General features: G+C 67.3%; 18 protein-coding genes. 4 read left to right on the top strand and 14 right to left on the bottom strand.

What is annotated here, in order from left to right; all coding sequences use genetic code 11:
* Positions 1-61: 61 nt before the first annotated feature.
* From J7I85_RS20900 to hrcA, 3 genes are read right to left on the bottom strand one after another with little or no spacing between them, the layout of a single operon-like run.
* Positions 62-832, bottom strand: a complete 771-nt coding sequence (locus tag J7I85_RS20900; RefSeq protein WP_214856860.1) for a 16S rRNA (uracil(1498)-N(3))-methyltransferase — start codon at positions 830-832, stop codon at positions 62-64.
* Positions 833-834: 2 nt separating this feature from the next.
* On the bottom strand, positions 835-1,962 hold the full coding sequence (gene dnaJ / locus J7I85_RS20895) for a molecular chaperone DnaJ (protein ID WP_214856858.1): 1,128 nt from the start codon (positions 1,960-1,962) through the stop codon (positions 835-837).
* Between the two features lie 58 nt (positions 1,963-2,020).
* The gene (hrcA, locus tag J7I85_RS20890) at positions 2,021-3,034 is read right to left on the bottom strand and encodes a heat-inducible transcriptional repressor HrcA (RefSeq protein WP_214856856.1); all 1,014 of its coding nucleotides are present in this window, start codon (positions 3,032-3,034) and stop codon (positions 2,021-2,023) included.
* Between the two features lie 212 nt (positions 3,035-3,246).
* Between hrcA and J7I85_RS20885 the strand changes: the two genes are divergently transcribed.
* Both J7I85_RS20885 and J7I85_RS20880 read left to right on the top strand, forming a co-directional pair.
* On the top strand, positions 3,247-4,101 hold the full coding sequence (locus J7I85_RS20885) for a DUF3097 domain-containing protein (protein ID WP_214856847.1): 855 nt from the start codon (positions 3,247-3,249) through the stop codon (positions 4,099-4,101).
* 129 nt (positions 4,102-4,230) lie between these two features.
* Positions 4,231-4,650: a DUF4870 domain-containing protein gene (locus J7I85_RS20880; protein WP_214856845.1), complete on the top strand. Its 420-nt coding sequence runs from the start codon at positions 4,231-4,233 to the stop codon at positions 4,648-4,650.
* A 38-nt stretch (positions 4,651-4,688) separates the two neighbouring features.
* Here the strand turns inward: J7I85_RS20880 and hemW are convergent, their stop codons facing one another.
* Positions 4,689-5,918, bottom strand: coding sequence for a radical SAM family heme chaperone HemW (gene hemW / locus J7I85_RS20875; RefSeq protein ID WP_214856843.1), 1,230 nt, complete (start codon positions 5,916-5,918; stop codon positions 4,689-4,691).
* Positions 5,919-5,954: 36 nt separating this feature from the next.
* Positions 5,955-7,808, bottom strand: coding sequence for a translation elongation factor 4 (gene lepA, locus J7I85_RS20870; RefSeq protein WP_214856836.1), 1,854 nt, complete (start codon positions 7,806-7,808; stop codon positions 5,955-5,957).
* Between the two features lie 181 nt (positions 7,809-7,989).
* On the opposite strand from lepA, the gene J7I85_RS20865 reads away from it, so the two are divergent.
* Positions 7,990-8,535, top strand: coding sequence for a type II toxin-antitoxin system PemK/MazF family toxin (locus tag J7I85_RS20865; protein WP_214856829.1), 546 nt, complete (start codon positions 7,990-7,992; stop codon positions 8,533-8,535).
* Positions 8,536-8,720: 185 nt separating this feature from the next.
* Entirely contained in the window at positions 8,721-8,981 is a 261-nt protein-coding gene (rpsT, locus tag J7I85_RS20860; RefSeq protein WP_214856828.1) for a 30S ribosomal protein S20, read from the top strand.
* 169 nt (positions 8,982-9,150) lie between these two features.
* Here rpsT and J7I85_RS20855 read toward each other — a convergent pair whose 3' ends face one another.
* The 9 genes from J7I85_RS20855 to leuS form a co-directional block, all read right to left on the bottom strand.
* Positions 9,151-10,197, bottom strand: coding sequence for a hypothetical protein (locus J7I85_RS20855; RefSeq protein ID WP_214856826.1), 1,047 nt, complete (start codon positions 10,195-10,197; stop codon positions 9,151-9,153).
* A gap of 59 nt (positions 10,198-10,256) precedes the next feature.
* Positions 10,257-11,270, bottom strand: a complete 1,014-nt coding sequence (holA, locus tag J7I85_RS20850; protein ID WP_214856824.1) for a DNA polymerase III subunit delta — start codon at positions 11,268-11,270, stop codon at positions 10,257-10,259.
* A complete protein-coding gene (locus J7I85_RS20845; protein WP_251024624.1) occupies positions 11,207-12,925 on the bottom strand; it encodes a ComEC/Rec2 family competence protein in 1,719 nt (572 codons plus the stop codon). Before J7I85_RS20845 ends, holA begins: the two co-directional genes overlap by 64 nt.
* 226 nt (positions 12,926-13,151) lie before the next feature.
* The gene (locus J7I85_RS20840; RefSeq protein ID WP_308159585.1) at positions 13,152-14,117 is read right to left on the bottom strand and encodes a ComEA family DNA-binding protein; all 966 of its coding nucleotides are present in this window, start codon (positions 14,115-14,117) and stop codon (positions 13,152-13,154) included.
* A gap of 162 nt (positions 14,118-14,279) precedes the next feature.
* A complete protein-coding gene (locus J7I85_RS20835) occupies positions 14,280-14,465 on the bottom strand; it encodes a hypothetical protein (RefSeq protein ID WP_214856812.1) in 186 nt (61 codons plus the stop codon).
* A gap of 265 nt (positions 14,466-14,730) precedes the next feature.
* A complete protein-coding gene (locus J7I85_RS25795; protein ID WP_308159584.1) occupies positions 14,731-15,597 on the bottom strand; it encodes a hypothetical protein in 867 nt (288 codons plus the stop codon).
* A 199-nt stretch (positions 15,598-15,796) separates the two neighbouring features.
* A complete protein-coding gene (locus J7I85_RS25790; protein WP_308159582.1) occupies positions 15,797-16,357 on the bottom strand; it encodes a DUF222 domain-containing protein in 561 nt (186 codons plus the stop codon).
* A 94-nt stretch (positions 16,358-16,451) separates the two neighbouring features.
* The gene (locus tag J7I85_RS20825) at positions 16,452-17,495 is read right to left on the bottom strand and encodes a DegV family protein (protein ID WP_214856810.1); all 1,044 of its coding nucleotides are present in this window, start codon (positions 17,493-17,495) and stop codon (positions 16,452-16,454) included.
* 91 nt (positions 17,496-17,586) lie between these two features.
* Entirely contained in the window at positions 17,587-20,112 is a 2,526-nt protein-coding gene (leuS, locus tag J7I85_RS20820; protein WP_214856915.1) for a leucine--tRNA ligase, read from the bottom strand.
* Positions 20,113-20,600: the final 488 nt, after the last annotated feature.

Below are 20,600 nucleotides of genomic sequence, written 5' to 3'. Positions count from 1 at the left end.
CTGGCTGAAGTTACCGGCGGCCTGAAGTTACCGGCGGCCTGGACTTACCGGCGGCCTGGATCTACCAGCGGCCCAGGACGTCGCTGGCAACCACGACGCCGGCTGGTCCCGCCGTGGATGACCGCAGGACGTGCGGTCCCAGCAGTGCCGTGACCGCCCCGGCGCTGCACAGCCGGGTGACCTCGCGGGGGCTGATGCCTCCTTCGGGACCAACGATGAGGAGGACCTCGCTGGGGTCCGACGCCACCTGGCGCTCCTCCGACCACTTGCCCAGGACCCGCCGCAGCGGCGTCACCGCGTCTTCGTGCAGGATCACGGCAAGGCCGGCGTCCGCCACTTCCTTGGCCAGCGCCTGAGTGTCGACGGCGGGCCTCACCTCGGGGATCCAGGCTCGGCGTGCCTGCTTGGCGGCGGCCGTGACGGCAGACTGCCACTTGCCGTGCGCCTTGGCCGCGCGGTCACCCTTCCAGCGGACGATGGAGCGTTCCGACTGCCACGGAATTACCGCGTCGATGCCCAGCTCGGTGGCGGTTTCGATCGCCAACTCGTCCCGGTCACCCTTGGCGAGGGCCTGCACGAGAACGAGGCGGGTGTCCGGCCGCGGTTCCACACTGACGGTGGCGCATTCGACCGTCAGCTCGGCGGGGGCAGCCTCCGTCACGGTTCCGGTGATGCGTTTGCCGGCGCCGTCGGCTATGTCAACCTGCTCCCCCACTGCCAGGCGCTTCACGGTGACCGCGTGCCGGGCCTCGGCACCGGCCAGGACGAACAGCGAACCGGGAACAGTGCCGTCCAGCGCGCCGGCCGGGGTGAAGAATACGGGGTTGCTCACCGCTACAGGTTACCGAGGCGGTCCCGCAGCTTGGCGAAGACGCCGCCGCCGGCCGCGAGCTTTCCCTCGGAGAACTGCTCACCGCGGAGCTTGGCCAGCTGCCGGAGCAGGTCCTCCTGGGCGGGGTCGAGCCTGGACGGCGTTTCCACCTGCAGATGGACCTTGAGGTCGCCGCGGCCGTAGCCGCGCAGGTGGGTGACGCCGAGGCCGCGGAGGGTGATGATCTCGCCGGACTGCGTGCCCGCCTTGACGTCGATCTCCTGCTTGCCGTCGAAGGTTTCCAGGCTCAGTTCCGTGCCAAGGGCAGCGGCGGTCATGGGAATGTTCAGGGTCGCGTGGAGATCGTCGCCCTCGCGGACATACGTGGGGTCGTTGTTGACGCGGATTTCCACGTAGAGGTCGCCGGACGGCCCGCCCGCTGGGCCGGCCTCGCCCTGGCCGGAGAGCTGGATCCGCGTTCCCGTGGCCACACCGGCCGGGACCTTGATGGTCAGAGAGCGGCGGCTGCGGATGCGGCCCTGGCCGCTGCACTCGTTGCAGGGGTCCTTGATGACGGTGCCGAAGCCCTCGCACGAGCCGCAGGGGGCCGCGGTCATGACCTGGCCGAGGATGGAACGGACCGCCCGCTGCACCTGGCCGCTGCCGCCGCAAATGTCGCAGCGTTCCGGGTGGCTGCCCTCGCGGCAGCAGGACCCTTCGCAGGTGGGGCAGGTGACGGCCGTGTCCACTTCCAGCTTCTTGTTGACGCCGAATACGGCATCGCGCAGGTCGATCCGCACGCTGATGAGCGCGTCCTGGCCGCGGCGGACGCGGGACGCGGGACCGGAGGTGCCGCCGGCGCCGAAGAAGGTGTCGAAGATGTCCTGGAACGCGAAGCCCTGGCCGGCATAGCCGCCGCCGCCAAAGCCGTTGTCCGTGCCGTTCTCGTTGCCGGTGGTGTCGTAAACCCTGCGCTTCTGCGGATCGGACAGCACCTCGTAGGCGTGGGTGACGGCCTTGAACCGTTCGGCGGCGTCCTCCCCGGAGTTTACGTCCGGGTGAAGCGAGCGGGCCAGCTTGCGGTAGGCCTTTTTGATCTCCTCGCCGGTGGCTTCCGCGGAGACTCCAAGAACGTCGTAGTGGCTGCTCAAAGTTCGTATCTCTTCCTGGTTGTACTGGCTGTGGTCAAAGGATGTCCGGGGCGTGCGGTCACGGGCCCAGAATCCTCGAAAGGTAGCGGGCCACCGCGCGCACGGCGGCCATGGTGGTGGGATAGTCCATCCGGGTGGGGCCAAGGATGCCCACCTTGGCCGTGGCGTCGGGGCCGTAGCCGGTGGCCACCACCGACGCTTCGGCCAGCCCGTCGTAGGGGTTTTCGCGGCCGATGCTGACGGCCACGCCCCGGGGGTCCTGTGCCATGTCGCTCAGGAGCCGCAACATGACCACCTGCTCCTCGAGGGCCTCCAGCACGGGTCCGATGCTGAGCGGGAAGTCAACGTTGGACCGCGCCAGGTTGGCCGTTCCGGCCAGGACCATCCGGTCCTCCCGGCTGTTGTGCGCCAGGCCCTCCAGCCCCTTGCCGAGGGCCAAGGCAACGGGGCGCTCGGCTGGCGTGCAGCCGGCCACGACGGCGGCCAGGTGCTGGGGCAGGATGGCCACCGGCGTTCCGGCCACACCGCTCATGAACCGGGTGCGCAGGGTGGCGAGCGTGTCGTCTGACAGGTCCTGTCCGGCGTCGACGACGCGCTGGTCGACCTTGCCGGAGTCTGCGATCAGCACGATCAGCACCTTCCGCGGTGCCAGCAGCACAAATTCGATGTGCCGGACCACGGCCCGGCTCAGGTGCGGGTACTGCACGACGGCGACCTGGTTGGTCAGCTGGGACAGGAGACGGGCCGTCCGGTCCAGGACGTCGTCGAGGTCCTCGGACCCCTCAAGCAGGGTCTGGATGGCACGCTTCTCCGCCGGGGAGAGCGGCTTGACCGCCGAGATCTGGTCGACGAACAGGCGGTAACCCTTGTCCGTGGGAATCCTGCCTGCACTGGTGTGCGGGGCCGTGATGAGGCCCTCATCCTCCAGTGCCGCCATGTCGTTGCGGATGGTGGCGCTGGATACGCCCAGATGGTGCCGTTCCACCAGGGCCTTGGAGCCGACGGGTTCGCGGGAATGGACATAGTCCTCCACGATGGCGCGCAGCACCTCAAGCTTCCGTGGTTCGCTCACAGTCCACCTCCTTTTGGCCGTACCCGCGCCGGGCGTTAGTCCCGCCCGTAAACGCTGTGGTTAGCACTCGACATGCCTAAGTGCTAACAAGTCTAATATGAGTCGCCGCGTTGTTAGCATTGGTACCGCTCCGGGCGAAATTCCGGGCGCCTGTCCCCCGGCGGCATGCCCGCGGCCGGAGCGGCTCCTTCCTAGTGCAAAGCGGTGAACGAATGCAGTACCAGACCTGGGGCCCGCAGGAGATCGCAGCGCCTGCCAAGAACAGCCTGCCCGAGGTGCCGGTGGAGCGCGGCATGGTTCTCGAGGACGTCCAGTCCGGCTGGGTCGGCGCCGTGACCCGGGTCGAGAAGTCCGGCGGCATGCACGTGGTGGCGCTCGAAGACCGTCGGGGAAAGTCCCGGTCCTTCAAGCTTGGTTTCGGATTTCTCCTGGACGGCCAGCCGATCCGCCTGATGCCTCCGGCCCCCAAGGCGAAGCCCGCGGGATCGGGCACGGCCGGACGGACGGCGTCGGGCTCGGTACGGGTGGAAGGGCAGCGCGCCCAGGTGGCCAAGGCCAGCCGGATCTGGGTTGAAGGCAAGCATGATGCCGAACTAGTGGAAAAAGTCTGGGGCGACGACCTCCGGGTGGAGGGCATCGTCGTCGAGCCCCTGCACGGCATCGACGACCTGGCGGCGGCCGTTGCCTCCTTCCGTCCCGGCCCCGGCCGCAGGCTGGGCGTTCTGGTGGACCACCTGGTCCCAGATTCCAAGGAGTCCAGGATCGCCGACGCCGTGATGGCGTCCCCCGGCGCCGCCGGAAACGTGCTGATAGTAGGCCACCCGTACGTCGACGTCTGGCAGGCGATCCGGCCGTCGGTGCTGGGCATTCCGCAGTGGCCTGTAGTGCCGCGCGGCACGGACTGGAAAACCGGCATCCTCACCGCCTTCGGCTGGCCGCACGAGACCAAGGAAGACATCGGCCTCGGCTGGCAAAAACTTCTCGGCGCCGTGCGCACCTACGCCGACCTTGAGCCCGCCCTCCTGGGCCGGGTAGAAGAGGTCATCGATTTCCTCACAGTTCCGTAGCCACAGCCCCGCTATTCGGCGTTCCGCCCGCTAATGCCCCTACGGCCCGGTATCCTTGGTACGGCGCCACCGCACCGCGGCCCCGGCGCCAAGGCACTATCGCACCAACGCAAGCTTAAGGAAGACACCGTGGCAGAAGACGCTCGCGACCGCAGGGACACAAAGTCCGGCCAGGACCTGCCCCAGTACCATGGCGTTCCGGCCAATGCGCTTCCGCTGACCGCCAGCGAGGACCGGCAGTGGGCCACCCTGGCGCACTTTGGCGGCATCCTCGGCTGTGTTCCGGCGCTGCTGATTTACCTCATCTTCCGCGACCGCGGCCCGTTCACCGCGCAGGAGTCCAAGGAAGCCCTCAACTTCACACTGCCGCCGACGATTGCGGCCTTCGTGGCCAATCTGCTGGTGCTGCTTCCCGTGGTCGGCAATCTGTTCGCCGTCCTGGCCACGCTCATCTGGATTGCGCTGACCTGCTTCGCAGTGTCCGCCGGTGTCCACGTCAACAAGGGCCAGCCGCACCGGTATCAGTACAACCTCCGCTGGATCAAGTAACCGCAAAGCAACGTGGGTTCACGTTTGTGGTCTAAGAACTAGTCCGGCAGGATCCTGCGGACCACGGCATCGGCCAGCAGGCGGCCCTTCAGCGTGAGAACCAGGCGGCCCCTGAAGGCTTCCTCGGGCGCCACGAGCCCGTCGGCGATCAGTCCGGCCACGGCTTTCCTGCCGGATGCCGACAGGGCAGCGGTCTCGAGCCCCGAGAAAAGCCGGGCTTCCAGCATGACCTTTTCGACGCCCCGGGTTTCGGTGTCGAGAGTTTCGCGTCCTGCCGCCGGCGAGACGCCTGAGCCGAGCCGTCCGGCATAGGCGGTGGGGTGCTTGACGTTCCACCAGCGCACCCCGCCCACATGGGAGTGCGCGCCCGGGCCGATGCCCCACCAGTCATCCCCGCGCCAGTAGGCGAGGTTGTGGCGGCACGCCTGCTCCGGCGTCGCGGACCAGTTGCTGACCTCGTACCAGTGCAGACCGGCGTCGGTGATCATCCGGTCGGCGAGTTCGTATTTGTCGGCATGGTCGTCGTCGTCAATTCCGGGAACTTCGCCGCGGCGGATCTGGGCGGCGAGCTTGGTGCCGTCCTCAACGATCAGCGCGTAGGCGCTGATGTGGTCCGGCTGGTACGACAGCGCGGTCTCGAGCGAAAAGCGCCAGTCCTCGAGGGACTCCCCCGGTGTTCCGTAGATCAGGTCGAGGCTGACGGCCAGACCGGCGTCGCGCGCCCACTGCACCACGAGCGGAACACGGCTCGGAGTGTGCGTGCGGTCGAGCACCTTCAGCACGTGGGGCACGGCGGACTGCATGCCGAAGGAGACCCGTGTGAAGCCCGCATCGGCAAGCAGTTGCAGGGATTCCGGCGTGACGGAGTCCGGGTTGGCCTCCGTGGTCACTTCGGCTCCCGGTTCGATCCCCCATGTGTCGATGGCGGCACGGAGGATTCTGGCCAGGTCCTCGGCGGGCAGGAGCGTCGGCGTGCCGCCGCCGAAAAACACTGTACTCAGCTTGCGGGCGGGCAGGCCCGACTGCTCAAGGACCCGCGCGGCAAAGTCCACTTCCGAGATGGCGGTGGAAGCGTACGCGTCCTGGGACGCGCCGCCGCCGAGCTCAGTTGCGGTGTACGTGTTGAAGTCGCAGTAACCGCATCGCACCGCGCAGAACGGGATGTGCACGTAGAGCCCGAAGGCCCGGGCGGCCGCACCGTCTGCCGCCTGTTGCGGCAGCAGTCCGTCCGACGGCGCGGGGTCGCCCGGGGGAAGAACGCTAGGCACGGGTGCGGCCTCCGGAGGTTCCGGCCACGGTCATCACTACTTCTTGGCCTTGTCCTTGGATTCGTCGGTGGTCAGGGCTGCGATGAAGGCTTCCTGCGGCACTTCCACGCGCCCCACCATTTTCATCCGCTTCTTGCCTTCCTTCTGCTTTTCCAGCAGTTTGCGCTTACGGGAGATGTCGCCGCCGTAGCACTTGGCGAGAACGTCCTTGCGGATGGCGCGGATGGACTCACGGGCGATGATCCGGGACCCGATGGCTGCCTGGATCGGCACTTCGAACTGCTGGCGCGGAATGAGTTCGCGCAGCTTGCCGGTCATCATCACACCGTAGGCGTAGGCCTTGTCCTTGTGGGTGATGGCGCTGAAGGCGTCCACCTGTTCGCCCTGGAGGAGGATGTCCACCTTGACCAGGTCGGCGACCTGTTCGCCGTCGGCCTTCCAGTCCAGCGAGGCGTAGCCGCGCGTCTTGGACTTGAGCAGGTCGAAGAAGTCGAAGACGATCTCGGCCAGCGGCATCCAGTACCGCAGCTCCACCCGGTCCTCGGACAGGTAGTCCATGCCGCGCATGACGCCGCGGCGGCCCTGGCAAAGTTCCATGATGGCGCCGACGAACTCGTTGGGGGCCAGGATGGTGGCGGCCACCATGGGTTCGCGGACCTCGTTGATCTTCCCGGAGGGGAACTCGCTGGGGTTCGTCACAGTGATCACGTTCTTGTCCTCGAGCGTGACCTCGTAGACCACGTTCGGCGCCGTGGAGATCAGGTCCAGGTTGAATTCGCGTTCGAGGCGCTCACGGACGATCTCCAGGTGCAGGAGGCCGAGGAAGCCCACGCGGAAGCCGAAGCCGAGTGCTGCGGAAGTTTCCGGTTCGTAGATCAGGGCTGCGTCGTTGAGCTTGAGCTTGTCCAGGGCGTCGCGGAGCACCGGGTAGTCGGTGCCGTCGAGGGGGTAGAGGCCCGAGAACACCATCGGCTTGGGGTCCGCATAGCCGCTCAGCGATTCCGCCGCGGGCTTGGCGAGATTGGTGACGGTGTCGCCCACCTTTGACTGGCGGACGTCCTTCACGCCGGTGATGAGGTAGCCCACCTCGCCGACACCGAGGCCCTTGGAGGGCGTCGGTTCCGGGGAGCTGACGCCGATTTCCAGGAGCTCGTGGCTGGCCTTGGTGGACATCATCTGGATGCGCTCACGCGGGTGGAGCATGCCGTCCACCACGCGGACGTAGGTGACCACGCCGCGGTAGGTGTCGTAGACAGAGTCGAAGATCATGGCCCGGGCAGGTGCGTCCGGGTCGCCGACAGGTGCGGGCAGGTCGCGCACGATCTTGTCCAGCAGCGCCTCGACACCCACGCCGGTCTTGCCGGAGACCAGCAGCACGTCTTCGGGATCGCCGCCGATCAGGCTGGCCAGTTCGGCGGCGTACTTCTCCGGCTGGGCGGCCGGCAGGTCGATCTTGTTCAGGACCGGGATGATGGTGAGATCGTTTTCCATGGCCAGATACAGGTTGGCCAGCGTCTGGGCCTCGATGCCCTGCGCGGCATCCACCAGCAGAACGGCGCCCTCGCAGGCGGCGAGGGATCGTGACACCTCGTAGGTGAAGTCCACGTGGCCCGGCGTGTCGATCATGTTCAGCGCGTAGTTCACACCGCCCAGTTCCCAGGGCATGCGGACAGCCTGGGACTTGATGGTGATGCCGCGCTCTCGCTCGATATCCATGCGGTCCAGATACTGGGCCTTCATGTCGCGGGACTGCACGACGCCGGTGAACTGCAGCATGCGGTCGGCCAGGGTGGACTTACCGTGGTCAATGTGCGCGATGATGCAGAAATTCCGAATGATGGCCGGATCTGTCGCGGCGGGCACCGGGGCGGTGCGGGCCATGGGAGACACGCAGGGTCCTTACTGTTGGCATTTCAGCGGCGTTGTTCAGGCTGGACTCTGGCCATCCTGCTGCCTGCCGCATATCTGAACCTCTAGTCTCCCACGTCCCGGGCGCTGGCAGTACATTTTGAGAGGCCCGCACGCCCGGAGCTCCGGCAGCTCCGAAGGCCGCACGGGTAGGGTGGCCCGCATGGCTTTGAACTTCTCCTCCATCGGCGGCGCCTTCCGCGCATCGCTCCGCTTCCTCGGTGTGCTGAGGCAACCGGCGGCCAGTAAACCGGCGCCCGCCCCGGGCAGGGCCGGAAACACACCCCGGCTCCCGGCCGGCGTCACAGGTACTTACCCGGGCGACTTCACCGGTACGGCGGCGCTGCAGTACTCCCCTTCCCCGGACGGGCGCCCGGACCCCGGTGAGATCGTATGGACCTGGGTTCCCTTCGAAGAGGACCATTCCCGCGGCAAGGACCGGCCGGTCCTCCTGGTCGGCAGCCACGGGAGGTATCTGCTGGGTCTGATGCTGACCAGCAAGGACCATGACGGCCACCCCCGCGGCCGCCGCGACTACGTGGATATCGGCACAGGGACCTGGGACAGGCAGGGCCGCCCCAGCGAGGCCAAACTGGACCGCGTCCTGCAGATCCATCCGGCCGACATCCGGCGCGAGGGGTCGGCACTGGACCGGAGGAAGTTTAGGCTGGTGGCGGACGAGTTGCGTCGGCTGCACGGCTGGAAATGACCGCGGCGCGCCGTCCGCGCCCTGAATGGCCACACATGGCCCCGGCCTGCTAACATTTATAGCTGTGTGTCCGTGCAGGTCGACGGTCACTGATGGCTGGCCGCCATAGGTATCCCCACGCCGCTCAGTCAAGGCCAGCTTGAAAGCCCTCTAGACCATTTCCGCATTACAAAGAGAGTTCACACGTGGCAAATATCAAGTCCCAGAAGAAGCGCATCCTGACCAACGAGAAGGCCCGCCTGCGCAACAACGCAGTCAAGTCCGAGCTGAAGACGGCCATCCGCGCCGTCAACACCGCTGTTGAGTCCTCCGACAAGGACGCCGCTTCTACTGCGCTCGTTTCTGCCAGCCGTAAGCTGGACAAGGCTGTCAGCAAGGGTGTTCTGCACAAGAACAACGCTGCAAACCGCAAGTCGGCGATCTCCAAGAAGGTCAACGCACTTTAAGGTTTTCCAGTTCAACTGAACTGATGCTTGTGGCCGGCACCATTGGTGCCGGCCACTTCTCTTTTAACTTCCGACGGCGGGACTCCCGACGGCGTCCCGGACCCGGCCCCTCTGCCCGGCTACCAGGGCCGCTGGGGCTGACTGCTCTCCTTGGCAACCCCTGGCTGGACTACCTCTGCCTGAGCCAACGGCCGGACCCTTGACTGCGCCAGTCGGAGGGGGCGGCGCCCGGCGTGAGGACGTCGTTGAGCCAGTAGGTCTCATCGGGATTCCAGCCCGCCAGTACTGTCCGCTCAAGCACTGCAGATGACGGTCCGGCGGACGGCTTTGCGGCAAGGGCGAGTCCGGCGGTCGTGAGGTATCCCCAAAGGGTGAGATGAACGCCGTCGTAATCAGCAGCAACGGCGGACCAGTCGGGAACCAGCCAACGGCCGGCGATCCCTGTGGTCCGCCACCAGTCGTGGCGTTTGGCCAGGCTGACGTCCATTGGATACCGCGCAGCCAGCTCGGTCCACGCCGCTGGGCCATCGATCTCGTACACGTGGGAGTCCGGCCGTGGTACGAGTGGCCAAACGGTTGCCTGCTTCCACCCGAGGCTGTCCTCGACCAGCAGGAGACCGATGGCGCCGAGTTCCGGCAGGCCTCTGGTGGTGGTGAGCAGCTCGGATGGTCTGGGCGTGGACCACCACCAGCCGCCCCAGTTCGCCTCCGGGTTCTCCGGCCGTTTGGCCGCCTGGCGTTCGTCGGCGAGGGCGGCAGCCTTCCAATCGGCCAGCTTTCTGGCTGCCCCGCCCGGAACCGGCGGCTGCCCTTTTCGTTCGTCTGTCCACTGCACGAAGCACTGTTGGTCCCTGTCCAGGAGCCCGGGACCCCACCATGCAGCAAGGGCATCAGCCAAGGCGTGGGCAACCGGCTCCAGAGACAACCGGATGGCGGGCTGTGCGAGAAGGGCGTCAGTTTCGTCCGGCTGCTGCCAGTAACGCGCGGCGTGCACCGCCTGGGCGAGGCCAGCCAGCAGCGCCCCGCCACTGGCTGATTCAGCAGCCGTTACGGATGCCGGGCTGCGGAGCGCCTCGGCCAATTCACTGGCAAGTCCCGGATCCTGGGGGTATTCCGCGGCTCTGGCAGCCAGGGTCCAGATTTCCGGTCGCGCTGCCGTGAGAACCCCCATGCAGAACTGGCGCCCGCGCGGACCGCTCAACAGATCATCAGTCACAACCGAACCCCCTGACACCGAGCCTACAAGCTCAGCCCGGCCTACAAACCAGGGAAGCGCTAACGGCCGCGGGCGGCGGCAGCAATGACCGTGACCGCGCGCTCCACGGCGTAGACCGGATCACGCGAGAGCCCCTTGACCTGCGCGTCGGCTTCGGCCGTGACTTGGATGGACCGGGCCAGGCCCTCCGGCGTCCACCTCCGGACGTCCCGCTGCGCCTGCTCCACCAGCCAGGGCTGCATGCCCAGCTGCTTGGCGATCTGTGCCGATGATCCCTTGGCGCCCGCCACCTTGGCAACAGTACGCAGCTTGGCTGCCAATGCCGCCACCAGCGGCACCGGATCGGCGCCCGTTGCCAGCGCGTGCCGAAGTGTGGACAGGGCCACAGGACCGTTGCCGGCCATGGCGGCGTCGGCCACCTTGAACGCCGTGGCCTCCACTCTTCCGCCGTAGTAGCGGTCGACCATGTCAGCATCAACGGCAGTGGAGGCGTCGGCAATGAGCTGGCTGCATGCCGCCGCCAGTTCTGACAGGTTGGCGCCGACCGCGTTGACCAGCGACTGGACTGCCTCCGGGGTGATCCGCCTGCCGGCGGCCTTGAACTCCGCCGTGACAAAGGCGGTCTTTTCCGCATCCTTCTTCAGCGGCTGGCAGTCGACGGTCGGCCATCCCCCGGCCTTAACAGCATCGAGGAGCTTCTTGCCGCGGGTTCCGCCGCCGTGCCGGAGCACGAGGACAGCGTCCTGTTCCACGTGCTTGAGATACGTCAGTGCGTCCGTCAGGAAGGCATCGTTCATCGATTCGAGGCCGTCCACCTCTATCAGCTTGTTCTCGCCGAACAGTGACGGACTGACATTCATGGCAAGCGCCCCCGCCTCGTATGCCCCGGCAGTGAGCCTGCTGACCTCCACGTCCGGCGCAGCCGCTCGTACCTGCGACCGGACACGGTCCATCGCCCGGATGCCGAGGTACTCCTCGGGACCCGTAATCAGGACGACCGCTGCAGGGGTTACGTCCCGCCATGTCGCCGAATTGGCGGCGGACGTCTTCGGTCGTTGCTGGGCAGCGGCCACTGGTGGTTCCTCCCGGGGTTCGGATTGCAGACTCTAAGTCTGCCACGGACGCTCGGGCCGCCGCGGCAGAACGTGGCCTCCGGCAGCCGGTCAAGGAGGCGGGCGGTGCCGGCGTGCGTCGCCAGGACGAGTTTGATGGTGCCGGCGGGATGGGCGGCCATCCACACGGCAAGCAAAGTCACAACGGAGAACAGCAGCATGGTCAGCAACCCAAACACGCCCTCCGGCCAGGGCGGCGCGGCACCGGGCAGACCGGCAGTGAACCTGGCGATGGCCGCCACCGCGCCGGCAAAGAAGCCCGCCAGGCCGATCAGCACCGCCGACAGCCAAGGCACGAGGGGCAGAAGCGCCACGGCGGCCGTGCCCAGGATGGTGACCGGCGCCACGAGAGGGGCAACAAGCACGTTGGCCAACAGCGAGTAGGTGGAAAACTGTGGTTGCAGCACCACAATGACCGGCCCGCACAGCACCTGGGCTGACAGGGGAACGGCAACAGCAGCCGCCACCCAGCGTGGCACGCTCGGCGGAAACCAGCCCAGGATGCAGCGTCCCAGCACAATGATCCCCAGCGTGGCCAGGACCGAGAGCAGGAACCCAAAGCTGACGCCCAGGTCCGGCTCCACGAGCAACAGGGCAATCACGGCCAGGCAAAGGAAACTCAGTCCGCGGCCGGCCCGGCCTCCTGCCAGGGATGCCAAAGCAATCGCACCCATGAGCGATGCCCTGAGCACGCTCGCATCGGGACCAACCATGAGGACGAACAAGCCGAGGCCCGCGAGGGCGACGGCTGCGGCCGGAATCCTGGCCAGTCGCAGCGAGCGTGCCGCCAACAGCAGGGTGCCGAGTATCAGACTGCAGTTGGCGCCGGACACCGCCGTCAGGTGAGTCAGGCCCACAGTTTTCATGGCTGTCTCGAGCTCCTCGCTGAGACCGCCGGTATCGCCCGTGACCATGCCCGGGAGGAGGCCACTCGCGTCGGGGGCCAGCCAGGCGGCGGCCGAGGCGAAGCGCTTGCCCAGAGCGGCCGGCCCCTGCTGCCAATCCTGCGATGCGAGCCGGACGGGCGGTGATGACGCAGTCAGGATCGCCGCCTCCACCCGGCCCGGGTCTGGAGGCCGGAGCTTTCCGGTGACCCGAAGCAACTGGCCCGGGCCGGCGTGCTGCCACTCCTGCCCGCCGATGATGACCACCGGCAAATGCGCATGCATTACCTGGCCGCCCGACGTGAAGGACCGGACCACCGCAGCCACTGCCCAGCGTTCGGCACGCCCGGAGGGGCCGGGCATCTTGAGGGCACGGGGCGCCCCGGTGATCTCGGCTTCCGCCACGACTGATGCACGCGCCGCGATGAGTCCTGCCACCTGCTCGTCGTGGCGCTGGGCCGACGACACTGCCGAATGGGCTGTCGATGCCGCGGCAAGCATGAGTGCTGCCGTCAGGGTGGTCAGGAAACTGCGCCGCCAGCGTCCTTCGGCTTTCTTCCTCCGCAGAAGCCTGGCGAGCAGCACTCCGGCGCACGCGGCGAGACTGCCCCACACAAGCAGAAGAATGCCTGGTGTTAGCCACGGCCCGGCGACGGTGGCTGCCCACACCAGCAGTGCGGCCGGGGCAAGGCGGAGGTCGGTCCGTCGCCGGTTCGGTTCGGTTGCGGCCATGTCCTGTCCGTCCGGCAGCAGACGACGGCGGATGTCAGCGCGGATCTTCTGGTTGAGGGCGCTCGCGGGACCGGGCCGGGCCGGAGGCTGTGACGGCAAGGAATCAAGAGGGGCGAAATCACCAGATAGGCGTTCGCCCGGCCTGGAGCCGACCCTTGGGAAGTCCACGGCCGCCTGGACATAGCGGTGCCATCGGCTAGGCGCGCGTTCGTTCCTGCTATCCATGTCAGACGGTCACCAATGGAAGCAACGTTTCCAGCATTTTGGGGCCGACTCCGTCGACGGCGTCCAGTTCCTCGGGCGACTTGAAGGGGCCCTGCTGTGTGCGCCAGTCGACGATGCGCTGGGCCAACACCGGGCCAACCCTCGGCAGCTCGCCGAGTTCTTCCACGGTGGCGGTGTTGAGGTTGATCTTGCCGCCTGCCCCGTCGCCTGCAGGCCCGCCGGTTCCGTCGGCTTCGGCGGCGCCTGCTCCTGATGTCCCGGCCGGGGCGGATTTATCCGCTTGCGCGGCACCGGACGTGTCAGCCGGTGCCGCGCCGCGGCGCGGTACGTGGATTTTCTGGCCGTCTTCCAGCGGGGAGGCGAGATTGAGGCGGTCGAGGTCGGCCTCCGGCCTGGCGCCCCCGGCGGCGGCGATGGCCTCATGTACCCTGCTTCCCCGCGCGAGCCGGACCACTCCGGCCTTCTTCACCGCTCCGGCGACGTGCACCACGACATTCCCGGCCGCTGTCCCCTCACTGTCTTTGCCGTCACCGCCCGGCCCACTGCTTTCCGTACCGCCGCTGTGCGGGTTACTGCTTTCCTGGTCATGAGTGCTGGCGGCCGATTTTCCCGCCGCGTCGGGGGTGACTGAGCTGAGCGGAAGGACAACAGGCCCGTTGGCAGCCACCTGCCACCAGAGCAAGGCTCCGGCAATCAGCGACAGCACGCCCACCAATGCCGCGGCACGAATGCCCAGGCGCCAACGGATCCGCGGTTCGGCCACTTCGCCGGACACCACAGACCCGGCGGAACCGGCCTGCCGGCCGTAGGCAAAGCCGCCTCCCGTTCCCACCCCCAGCAGCCCCGAACGGTCATTGCCCGGCGACGGGTCCTTCTCTTCATCGCAGGGAAGGCCGGGCGAGGCATGCGGTCCGAGCGTGGCGGCCAGCCTTCTGGCCGCCCGCCCATCCGACGCCCGACTCTGCACGGGGCGACCCTCAACGTTGCCACGTCCACCGCCGGCGCGCCCCTCGCCAGCGCGCGGTTGAGCGCTGATTGCGGCTCCAGCGGTCCGACGTGACATATCCACCACGCTAGGAAGCCGACAGTCCGCCCGACAGCCCCGGGCTGCGCTATGTGGATAGCGCCACTACCGCTGGTAGGTGATGTAGGCCTCGTATTGGACGCGCCATTTCTCCGGTTCCTTGGGATCAGGGATTGTGGTGGTGAGGAACTGGACGCTGGTCACCTGGCCCTTCAGGTACTTCATCCAGTTCGTGACTTCGTCGGCCACATCCCGGTCCAACTGGGCGACGTGGTGGACTTGCATGGACATGGGAGCCTCCTTGCTCGGTGGGGAGACTGTACTACCAGCGGCCAGGCACTGCTAGGCCGCGATAACTTGATGACGAGACGCTGTCGTGACGGGCGCCCGGGCCCGGCCTTCCTCCTACGCAGCCGCGGACGATGCCCACTCGGGCCATGGATCCACCGGCAGTGGGGGTCCAGAGCCGTCGGGAGCTTCCGGGCCTCCGACACCGTCAAGGTCGTCGGGTGCTTCCGAAGATTCGAGGCCCGGAAAGTCGTCGAACCCGTCGTAGCTATCGGGTCCGTCTGGCCAGTTCGGGATCCGGCCGGTCGGGCGGCTCCGGCCAGTCTTGTCCGCGTGATGGGTCGGGCCAGTCCTCGCCAGACTGTGGATCGGGCCAGTCCCGGACAGGTGGCCGTTCTTGCCAGTCCGGCGGTTCCGGCCAGTCCGCGACGTGTGGTGGTTCCGGCCAGTCCGCGACGTGTGGTGGTTCCGGCCAGCTGCGTGGTTCCCAGTCCTGATACTCGGCCGGGTAGGACCTTCCCGAAGGTGAGCCCCAACCAGGCGGCCTGTCCCGGGTGGCACCGACCGGTCTCCATGCCGTGGCGTGTTTCAGGCGGTGGTGTTTCGGGCAGGGCTGGCCAAGATTGGCGACGCCGGTCCCGCCGCCGTCGGACCAGGCAAGGATGTGATCGGCGTCGTTGTCCAGGGAGTGGTTGTTGCAGCTCGGGAACGTGCACCGCGCGTCACGGAGCCGCAGCCACTGGCGCATCGGCTTCGTCAGCCGGTAGCTGGTCCGTCCGATCTCCAACGGCGCCCCGTCCCGCGGGTCGGTCAACACCCGCAGGAACGACCCTCCGCCGTCGGCAACGACCCGGCGGGCCATGGACGGCGGAATCGGCCCATAACCATCCAGCGTCGCCGGTTCCTCCGTCAGGCCGAGCAGAGACAACACCGGAACCGTGACCAGGACCTGCGCCGCCGGGGACGGCACGCCACCGGCCGGGACGGAGCCTGCGGGGACCGCGGCTGCGGGCAGGGACCCTACGGCTGGGCCCTCAGCCGCGCTGTCGACCCCGGAGCCCGCTGTGAGCAGCCATGTGGCGGCGGCATCGACCCGCAGCTGGGTCAGGTTCCGCGATTCTGTCGGGCCCTGCATGGCGCGGGCGGCGGTGGTGCGGTCCCAGATCCCGGCAGCCTGATCCGCCGGCAGGTAGGCGGAGAGCCAGCCATGCCGTCCCGGTCCGGGACGTATTCCAGCCGCCGGTCCTTCGCACTGTTACGATGCCGGGTTTCGATGCTGACCGGGTGGTGCCGTTCCCGCCAATAGCGGGCCTTGGCCCGGAACCTCGCCGGCGTCAGCTCCCCGGCCGCGCAACCCCGGGCAGCCCCTGGCGCGTCCGGGTCCAGGAAATGCACCTCAAAAGCCGCGGCCGCTCCGGTTCCAGTCCATCCGTTTCGTCGCACATGATGCGCCCGTGCTGCCAGGAGATTGTTCCTGACCCGAGCGCGGCCAGCGTCAACGGCAAATCCGTGCTCAGCCTGGCGGATTCCTCCAGAAAACGTGCCGCCGACCCTTCACTCACGGTCAGCGCGCCAGCCACCTCCGCGGTCAGGGACATCTGCCGGACAACACGATCCGGCGGGCTCTCAGCCGGTGGCGCCATCGCCGTGTCCGTAGCGGCGAGTTCGGCCGCAAGTTGGACTTTCAGGGCGGCCACACGGGCCTCTAACGTGGCCACCTCGGCCAGTGCGTCAAGCCAGGCATCCGTCCGTTCCTGCAGAGGATCCGTCTGATCCCCACCAGATTCAGCGCCGGACAGGGCTGGGCCGGCGGTCCCCCTGCGAGCCAAAACAGCAAGCGCGGAGGCGGAAGCGCCGATGGCCTCCACCGCCTCCGCAACTGCACCGCCTGTCATAGGGAAAGCGTCCCAGGAGGTACTGACAATAATGCCGCTGGGTCGGATTGAACCGGAAACGGGGTCAGGCGAAGAGAGCGCTGCCTGCGAAACCTTAGGTGGCGGCCTCAGTACCGCTGGGGCCGGCTGCCTTGGATGGGGCGGCGAGGCAACCGGCAACGGACGAGCTGCTCTCCCCCACGATCACCGCGAGGACGCCGAGCCCGGCGTGGGCCGCCAGTACGGCAGGCAGCGAGCTGATCTGGGCCGGCGGGCAGGCTGGGAGCTTCGCCGCCAGCCGGGCTGCGAGCATCTCTGCCTCGGGCCGGTTGCCGAAATGGTGGATGGCAAGCCGGGCCTCCCCCCGTGGCCGGCCCGCAGCCTCCGCCACCACGATCTCCTCAAGCCGGGCAATGGCTCTGGCCGCAGAGCGGACTTTTTCCAGCGGAACGATCTTGCCGTCGTCGACCGCGAGAATCGGCTTGATGGCCAGCATGGCTCCGACCAGCGAGGCTGCAGTGCCGATGCGTCCGCCGCGCCGCAACTGCTCCAGGCTGGGCACATAGAAATACACCTTGGACCTTGCCGCGCGTTCCTCGGCGAGCCGGCGCACCTCGTCGGCTCCGCGGCCGTCCGCCGCTGCCACCACGGCACTCTGGACGGCGAGTCCCTGCGCCATTCCCACGGTGCGGGTGTCCAGCACCTCGACAGGGATCTTGACCCGGCCGGCCGCGAGGCGGGCGGCATCAGCGGTGCCGGAAAGGCCACCGGAGATGTGGATGGACACGACGGACTCGAAGCCCTGCCGTTCGGCGGCCAGATAAGCCTGCTCAAACTGTCCCGGCGACGGGCGGGAGGTCTTAACCGGCTTCGCGGCGGCCAGAGCCACGGCGATGGTCCCGGTGATGTCGTCCTCGCCCTCGCCGTAAATCTCCTCGCCCACCATGACGGGCATCGGAATGACGGCCAACTGGCCGTTGATGGAGAAGGCCCGCACCCAGTCGGCTGGCAGCGCGGCAGCGGAATCCGTCACCACTGCGGTACGGACGACGACGGCGGGCTCGCCCGTGGGCGGGACCTGGCCCGGCCTGGTGGCCTGACGGAGACGGACCAGATGCTCCTTTAACCACAGCCAGGCTGCCGGTTCGCGGTCTATCACGGCACACCTCCTGCAGTTGTTTCCGGCCGCCGGCGGTGCCGGCGGCCGGAGCCCGGCCGGCCAGTCACCGCCGGCTACTCAAATAACGCTGCTAGGCCGGGACGATGTTCACCAGTTTAGGTGCCCGCACGATCACGGTCCGGATGTCCCGGCCGTCGAGGGCGCGCTGGACATTCTCGGAGGCCAGCGCTAGCTCACGCAGTTCGTCCTCGGAGATGGCCGGTGATACCTCAAGCCGGTCCCTGACCTTGCCCTGGACCTGGACCACAGCGGTGACGGTTTCCTGCACCAGCAGCGCGTCGTCGTGCGCAGGCCACCCCGCATTTGCCACGGAGGCGGGATGCCCCAGGACGTTCCACAGGTCTTCGGCCGTGTAGGGCGCGAAGAGGCTCAGAATGACGGCCACTGCCTCGACAGCTTCGCGGACGGCAGGGTCGGCGCCGCCGGCACCCGAGTCGATGGACTTGCGGGTGGCGTTGACCAGCTCCATCAGCTTGGCCACCACGACGTTGAACTTGTTGTTGTCCAGCAGTTCAGCGGCATCGGCGATGGTCTTATGCGTGACGGTGCGCAGCCCACGGTCACCGGTGCTGAAATCAACACCGGGTGCGCTGGACACGTCCTGGCCAAGGCGCCAGGCGCGTGCCAGGAACTTCGCGGAACCCGACGGCGAAACGTCCGCCCAGTCGACGTCGTCCTCGGGCGGCGAGGCGAAGATCATGGTGAGCCGGACGGCGTCGACGCCGTACTTGTCCAGCTGCTCCCCCAGATCCACACCGTTGCCCAGCGACTTGCTCATGGCCTTGCCGCCGTTGAGCACCTGGCCCTGGTTCAGCAGCGCGCTGAAGGGCTCGTCCGCCGCCAGCAGGCCCATGTCGTGGATGACCTTGGTAAAGAAGCGGGCGTAGAGCAGGTGCAGGATCGCGTGCTCGACACCGCCGACATACTGTCCCACCGGCATCCAGTCGTTGATCTTCGCGGGATCGAACGGACCCTCGGTGTAATCAGGGGAGATGAAACGCAGGAAGTACCAGGACGAGTCCACGAAGGTGTCCATGGTGTCCGTGTCCCGCTGGGCTGCACGTCCGCAGTTCGGGCACTCGACATTGACCCATTCGGCGGCCGCGGCCAGGGGGGAAGTGCCCCTCGGGGACAGCGCCTCGCCACGCAGGTCCTCCGGAAGCGTAACCGGCAGTTGCTCGTCGGGGACCGGCACTTCGCCGCACTCGGCACAGTGGATGATGGGGATTGGGGTGCCCCAGAAGCGCTGGCGGCTCAGGAGCCAGTCACGCAGCCGGAAGTTCACGAACTTCTCCCCGGTGCCCTGCTTGCCGAGGATTTCGATCGCGGCCGGAATGGCCTCTGCTTTGGGAAGGCCGTCGAGCTGACCGGAATTGATCAGGGTGCCCTCGCCCGCTGTTGCCTTACCCGAGACGGCGGGATCCTCCTCGCCGGTGTCCAGCACCGCGCGCACAGGCAGGCCGAACTCCTTGGCGAAGTCGAGGTCGCGCTGGTCGTGCGCGGGGACAGCCATGATGGCGCCCGTACCGTAGTCGGCCAGCACGTAGTCCGCTGCCCAGACGGGTAGCTTTTCACCGTTAAGAGGATTGATGGCGTAACGGCCGGTGAACACACCGGTCTTTTCCCGCTCGGTGGACTGGCGTTCGATGTCCGAAAGGGCCTTGACCTTTTCACGGTAGGCCATGAGTGCGTCGTGGTGTTCAGGGGTGACCAAGTCCAGGGCCAGGTGCGCGTCCGCGGCCACGACGAAGAACGTAGCCCCGTGCAGGGTGTCCGGACGGGTGGTGAAGACGGTGACTTCGCGTTCGGCACGTCCGTCAGAGGCCTCGATCACGAACCGAACATGCGCGCCTTCCGAGCGGCCGATCCAGTTTTTCTGCATCGCCAGTACCCGCTCGGGCCAATGCCCCTGCAGCTCGGTCATGTCGTCCAGCAGCCGGTCGGCGTAGTCGGTGATCTTGAAGTACCACTGGTTCAGCGATTTCTTGGTCACGGCCGTGCCGCAGCGTTCGCAGGCTCCGTTGACCACCTGCTCGTTGGCCAGCACGGTCAGGTCCTTCGGACACCAGTTGACCGGTGAGTCCTTGCGGTAAGCGAGGCCTCGCTCATAGAAGCGCTTGAACAGCCACTGGGTCCAGCGGTAGTACTCCGGATCGGAGGTGTGCAGCCGGCGGGACCAGTCAGCGGAAATGGCGTAACGCTTGAAGGAAGCAGCCTGGGTATCGATGTTGGCGTAGGTCCACTCGCTCGGGTGGGCGTTGCGCTTGATCGCCGCGTTTTCCGCGGGCAGCCCGAACGAGTCCCAGCCGATCGGGTGCAGCACGTCGTATCCCTGCTGGCGCAGGTACCGCGCCACCACGTCGCCCATGGCAAAGGCTTCGGCGTGGCCCATGTGAAGGTCGCCGGACGGGTAGGGGAACATGTCCAGGACGTAGCGGCGTTCCCGCGAACCGTCGTCGGCGGGGGTGAAAACCTTCAGTTCTTCCCACACCTGCGGCCACCGGGCCTCCATCGCCGCGAAGCTGTACGCGCCCTCTTCGGGCGTCTCGGCTCCACCTGCTGCTGTTCCGGTTTCGGTCTCCGGCTGAACGCTCACTGCTGCCCTCTTCTGTTCTGTCATGACCTCTGTCCTGTCACAACGGTCTGATCCCCGCCGCTGGCCGGGAAGGTCTCCCCGGACACACAAAAGCCCCTCGACATGGAGGGGCGGCCGCTCGATTATCCGTATTTGTTCGGGATACCAAGCGGCTAGCTAAGCAGAAGGATCGCACGCATAAAACTACTTTAGCGTCTCTGCGGGTCCATGCTGAAACAGGCACCGCCCCGGCCCACCGAGAAGGGCGCAGAACGGATGTAAAAGGCGCGGCGGCTTTGCAAGAAATCACCATTGCCAAACCGTAGAAGCAGGTACAGCATTTACACCAAGCGCATGGGGTCGGCCCCAGGCGCTTGGGGGCAGGGCGACGGTCTCGGCTTGAGGAGCCTGCAGTGGACCGGTTGCCTGCCCAGGACAGAATGTCCCCGGCATGTCATGCCCAACGCCAGGTCCCGCATCAACAGCGTGTGCAGCGCATCCAGCCTGCC

Source organism: Arthrobacter sp. ISL-65 (genome assembly GCF_018613795.1).
Lineage (GTDB): Bacteria > Actinomycetota > Actinomycetes > Actinomycetales > Micrococcaceae > Arthrobacter.
This window is presented reverse-complemented; position numbering and strand designations above follow the sequence as displayed.

Bases quoted from the DNA above. Each gene is read 5' to 3' on its own strand.
- J7I85_RS20885 (WP_214856847.1), top strand. From the start codon at position 3,247: ATGCAGTACCAGACCTGGGGCCCGCAGGAGATCGCAGCGCCTGCCAAG.
- J7I85_RS20835 (WP_214856812.1), bottom strand. From the start codon at position 14,465: ATGTCCATGCAAGTCCACCACGTCGCCCAGTTGGACCGGGATGTGGCC.
- J7I85_RS25795 (WP_308159584.1), bottom strand. From the start codon at position 15,597: ATGCAGGGCCCGACAGAATCGCGGAACCTGACCCAGCTGCGGGTCGAT.
- J7I85_RS20845 (WP_251024624.1), bottom strand. From the start codon at position 12,925: ATGGCCGCAACCGAACCGAACCGGCGACGGACCGACCTCCGCCTTGCC.
- J7I85_RS25790 (WP_308159582.1), bottom strand. From the start codon at position 16,357: ATGACAGGCGGTGCAGTTGCGGAGGCGGTGGAGGCCATCGGCGCTTCC.
- J7I85_RS20865 (WP_214856829.1), top strand. From the start codon at position 7,990: ATGGCTTTGAACTTCTCCTCCATCGGCGGCGCCTTCCGCGCATCGCTC.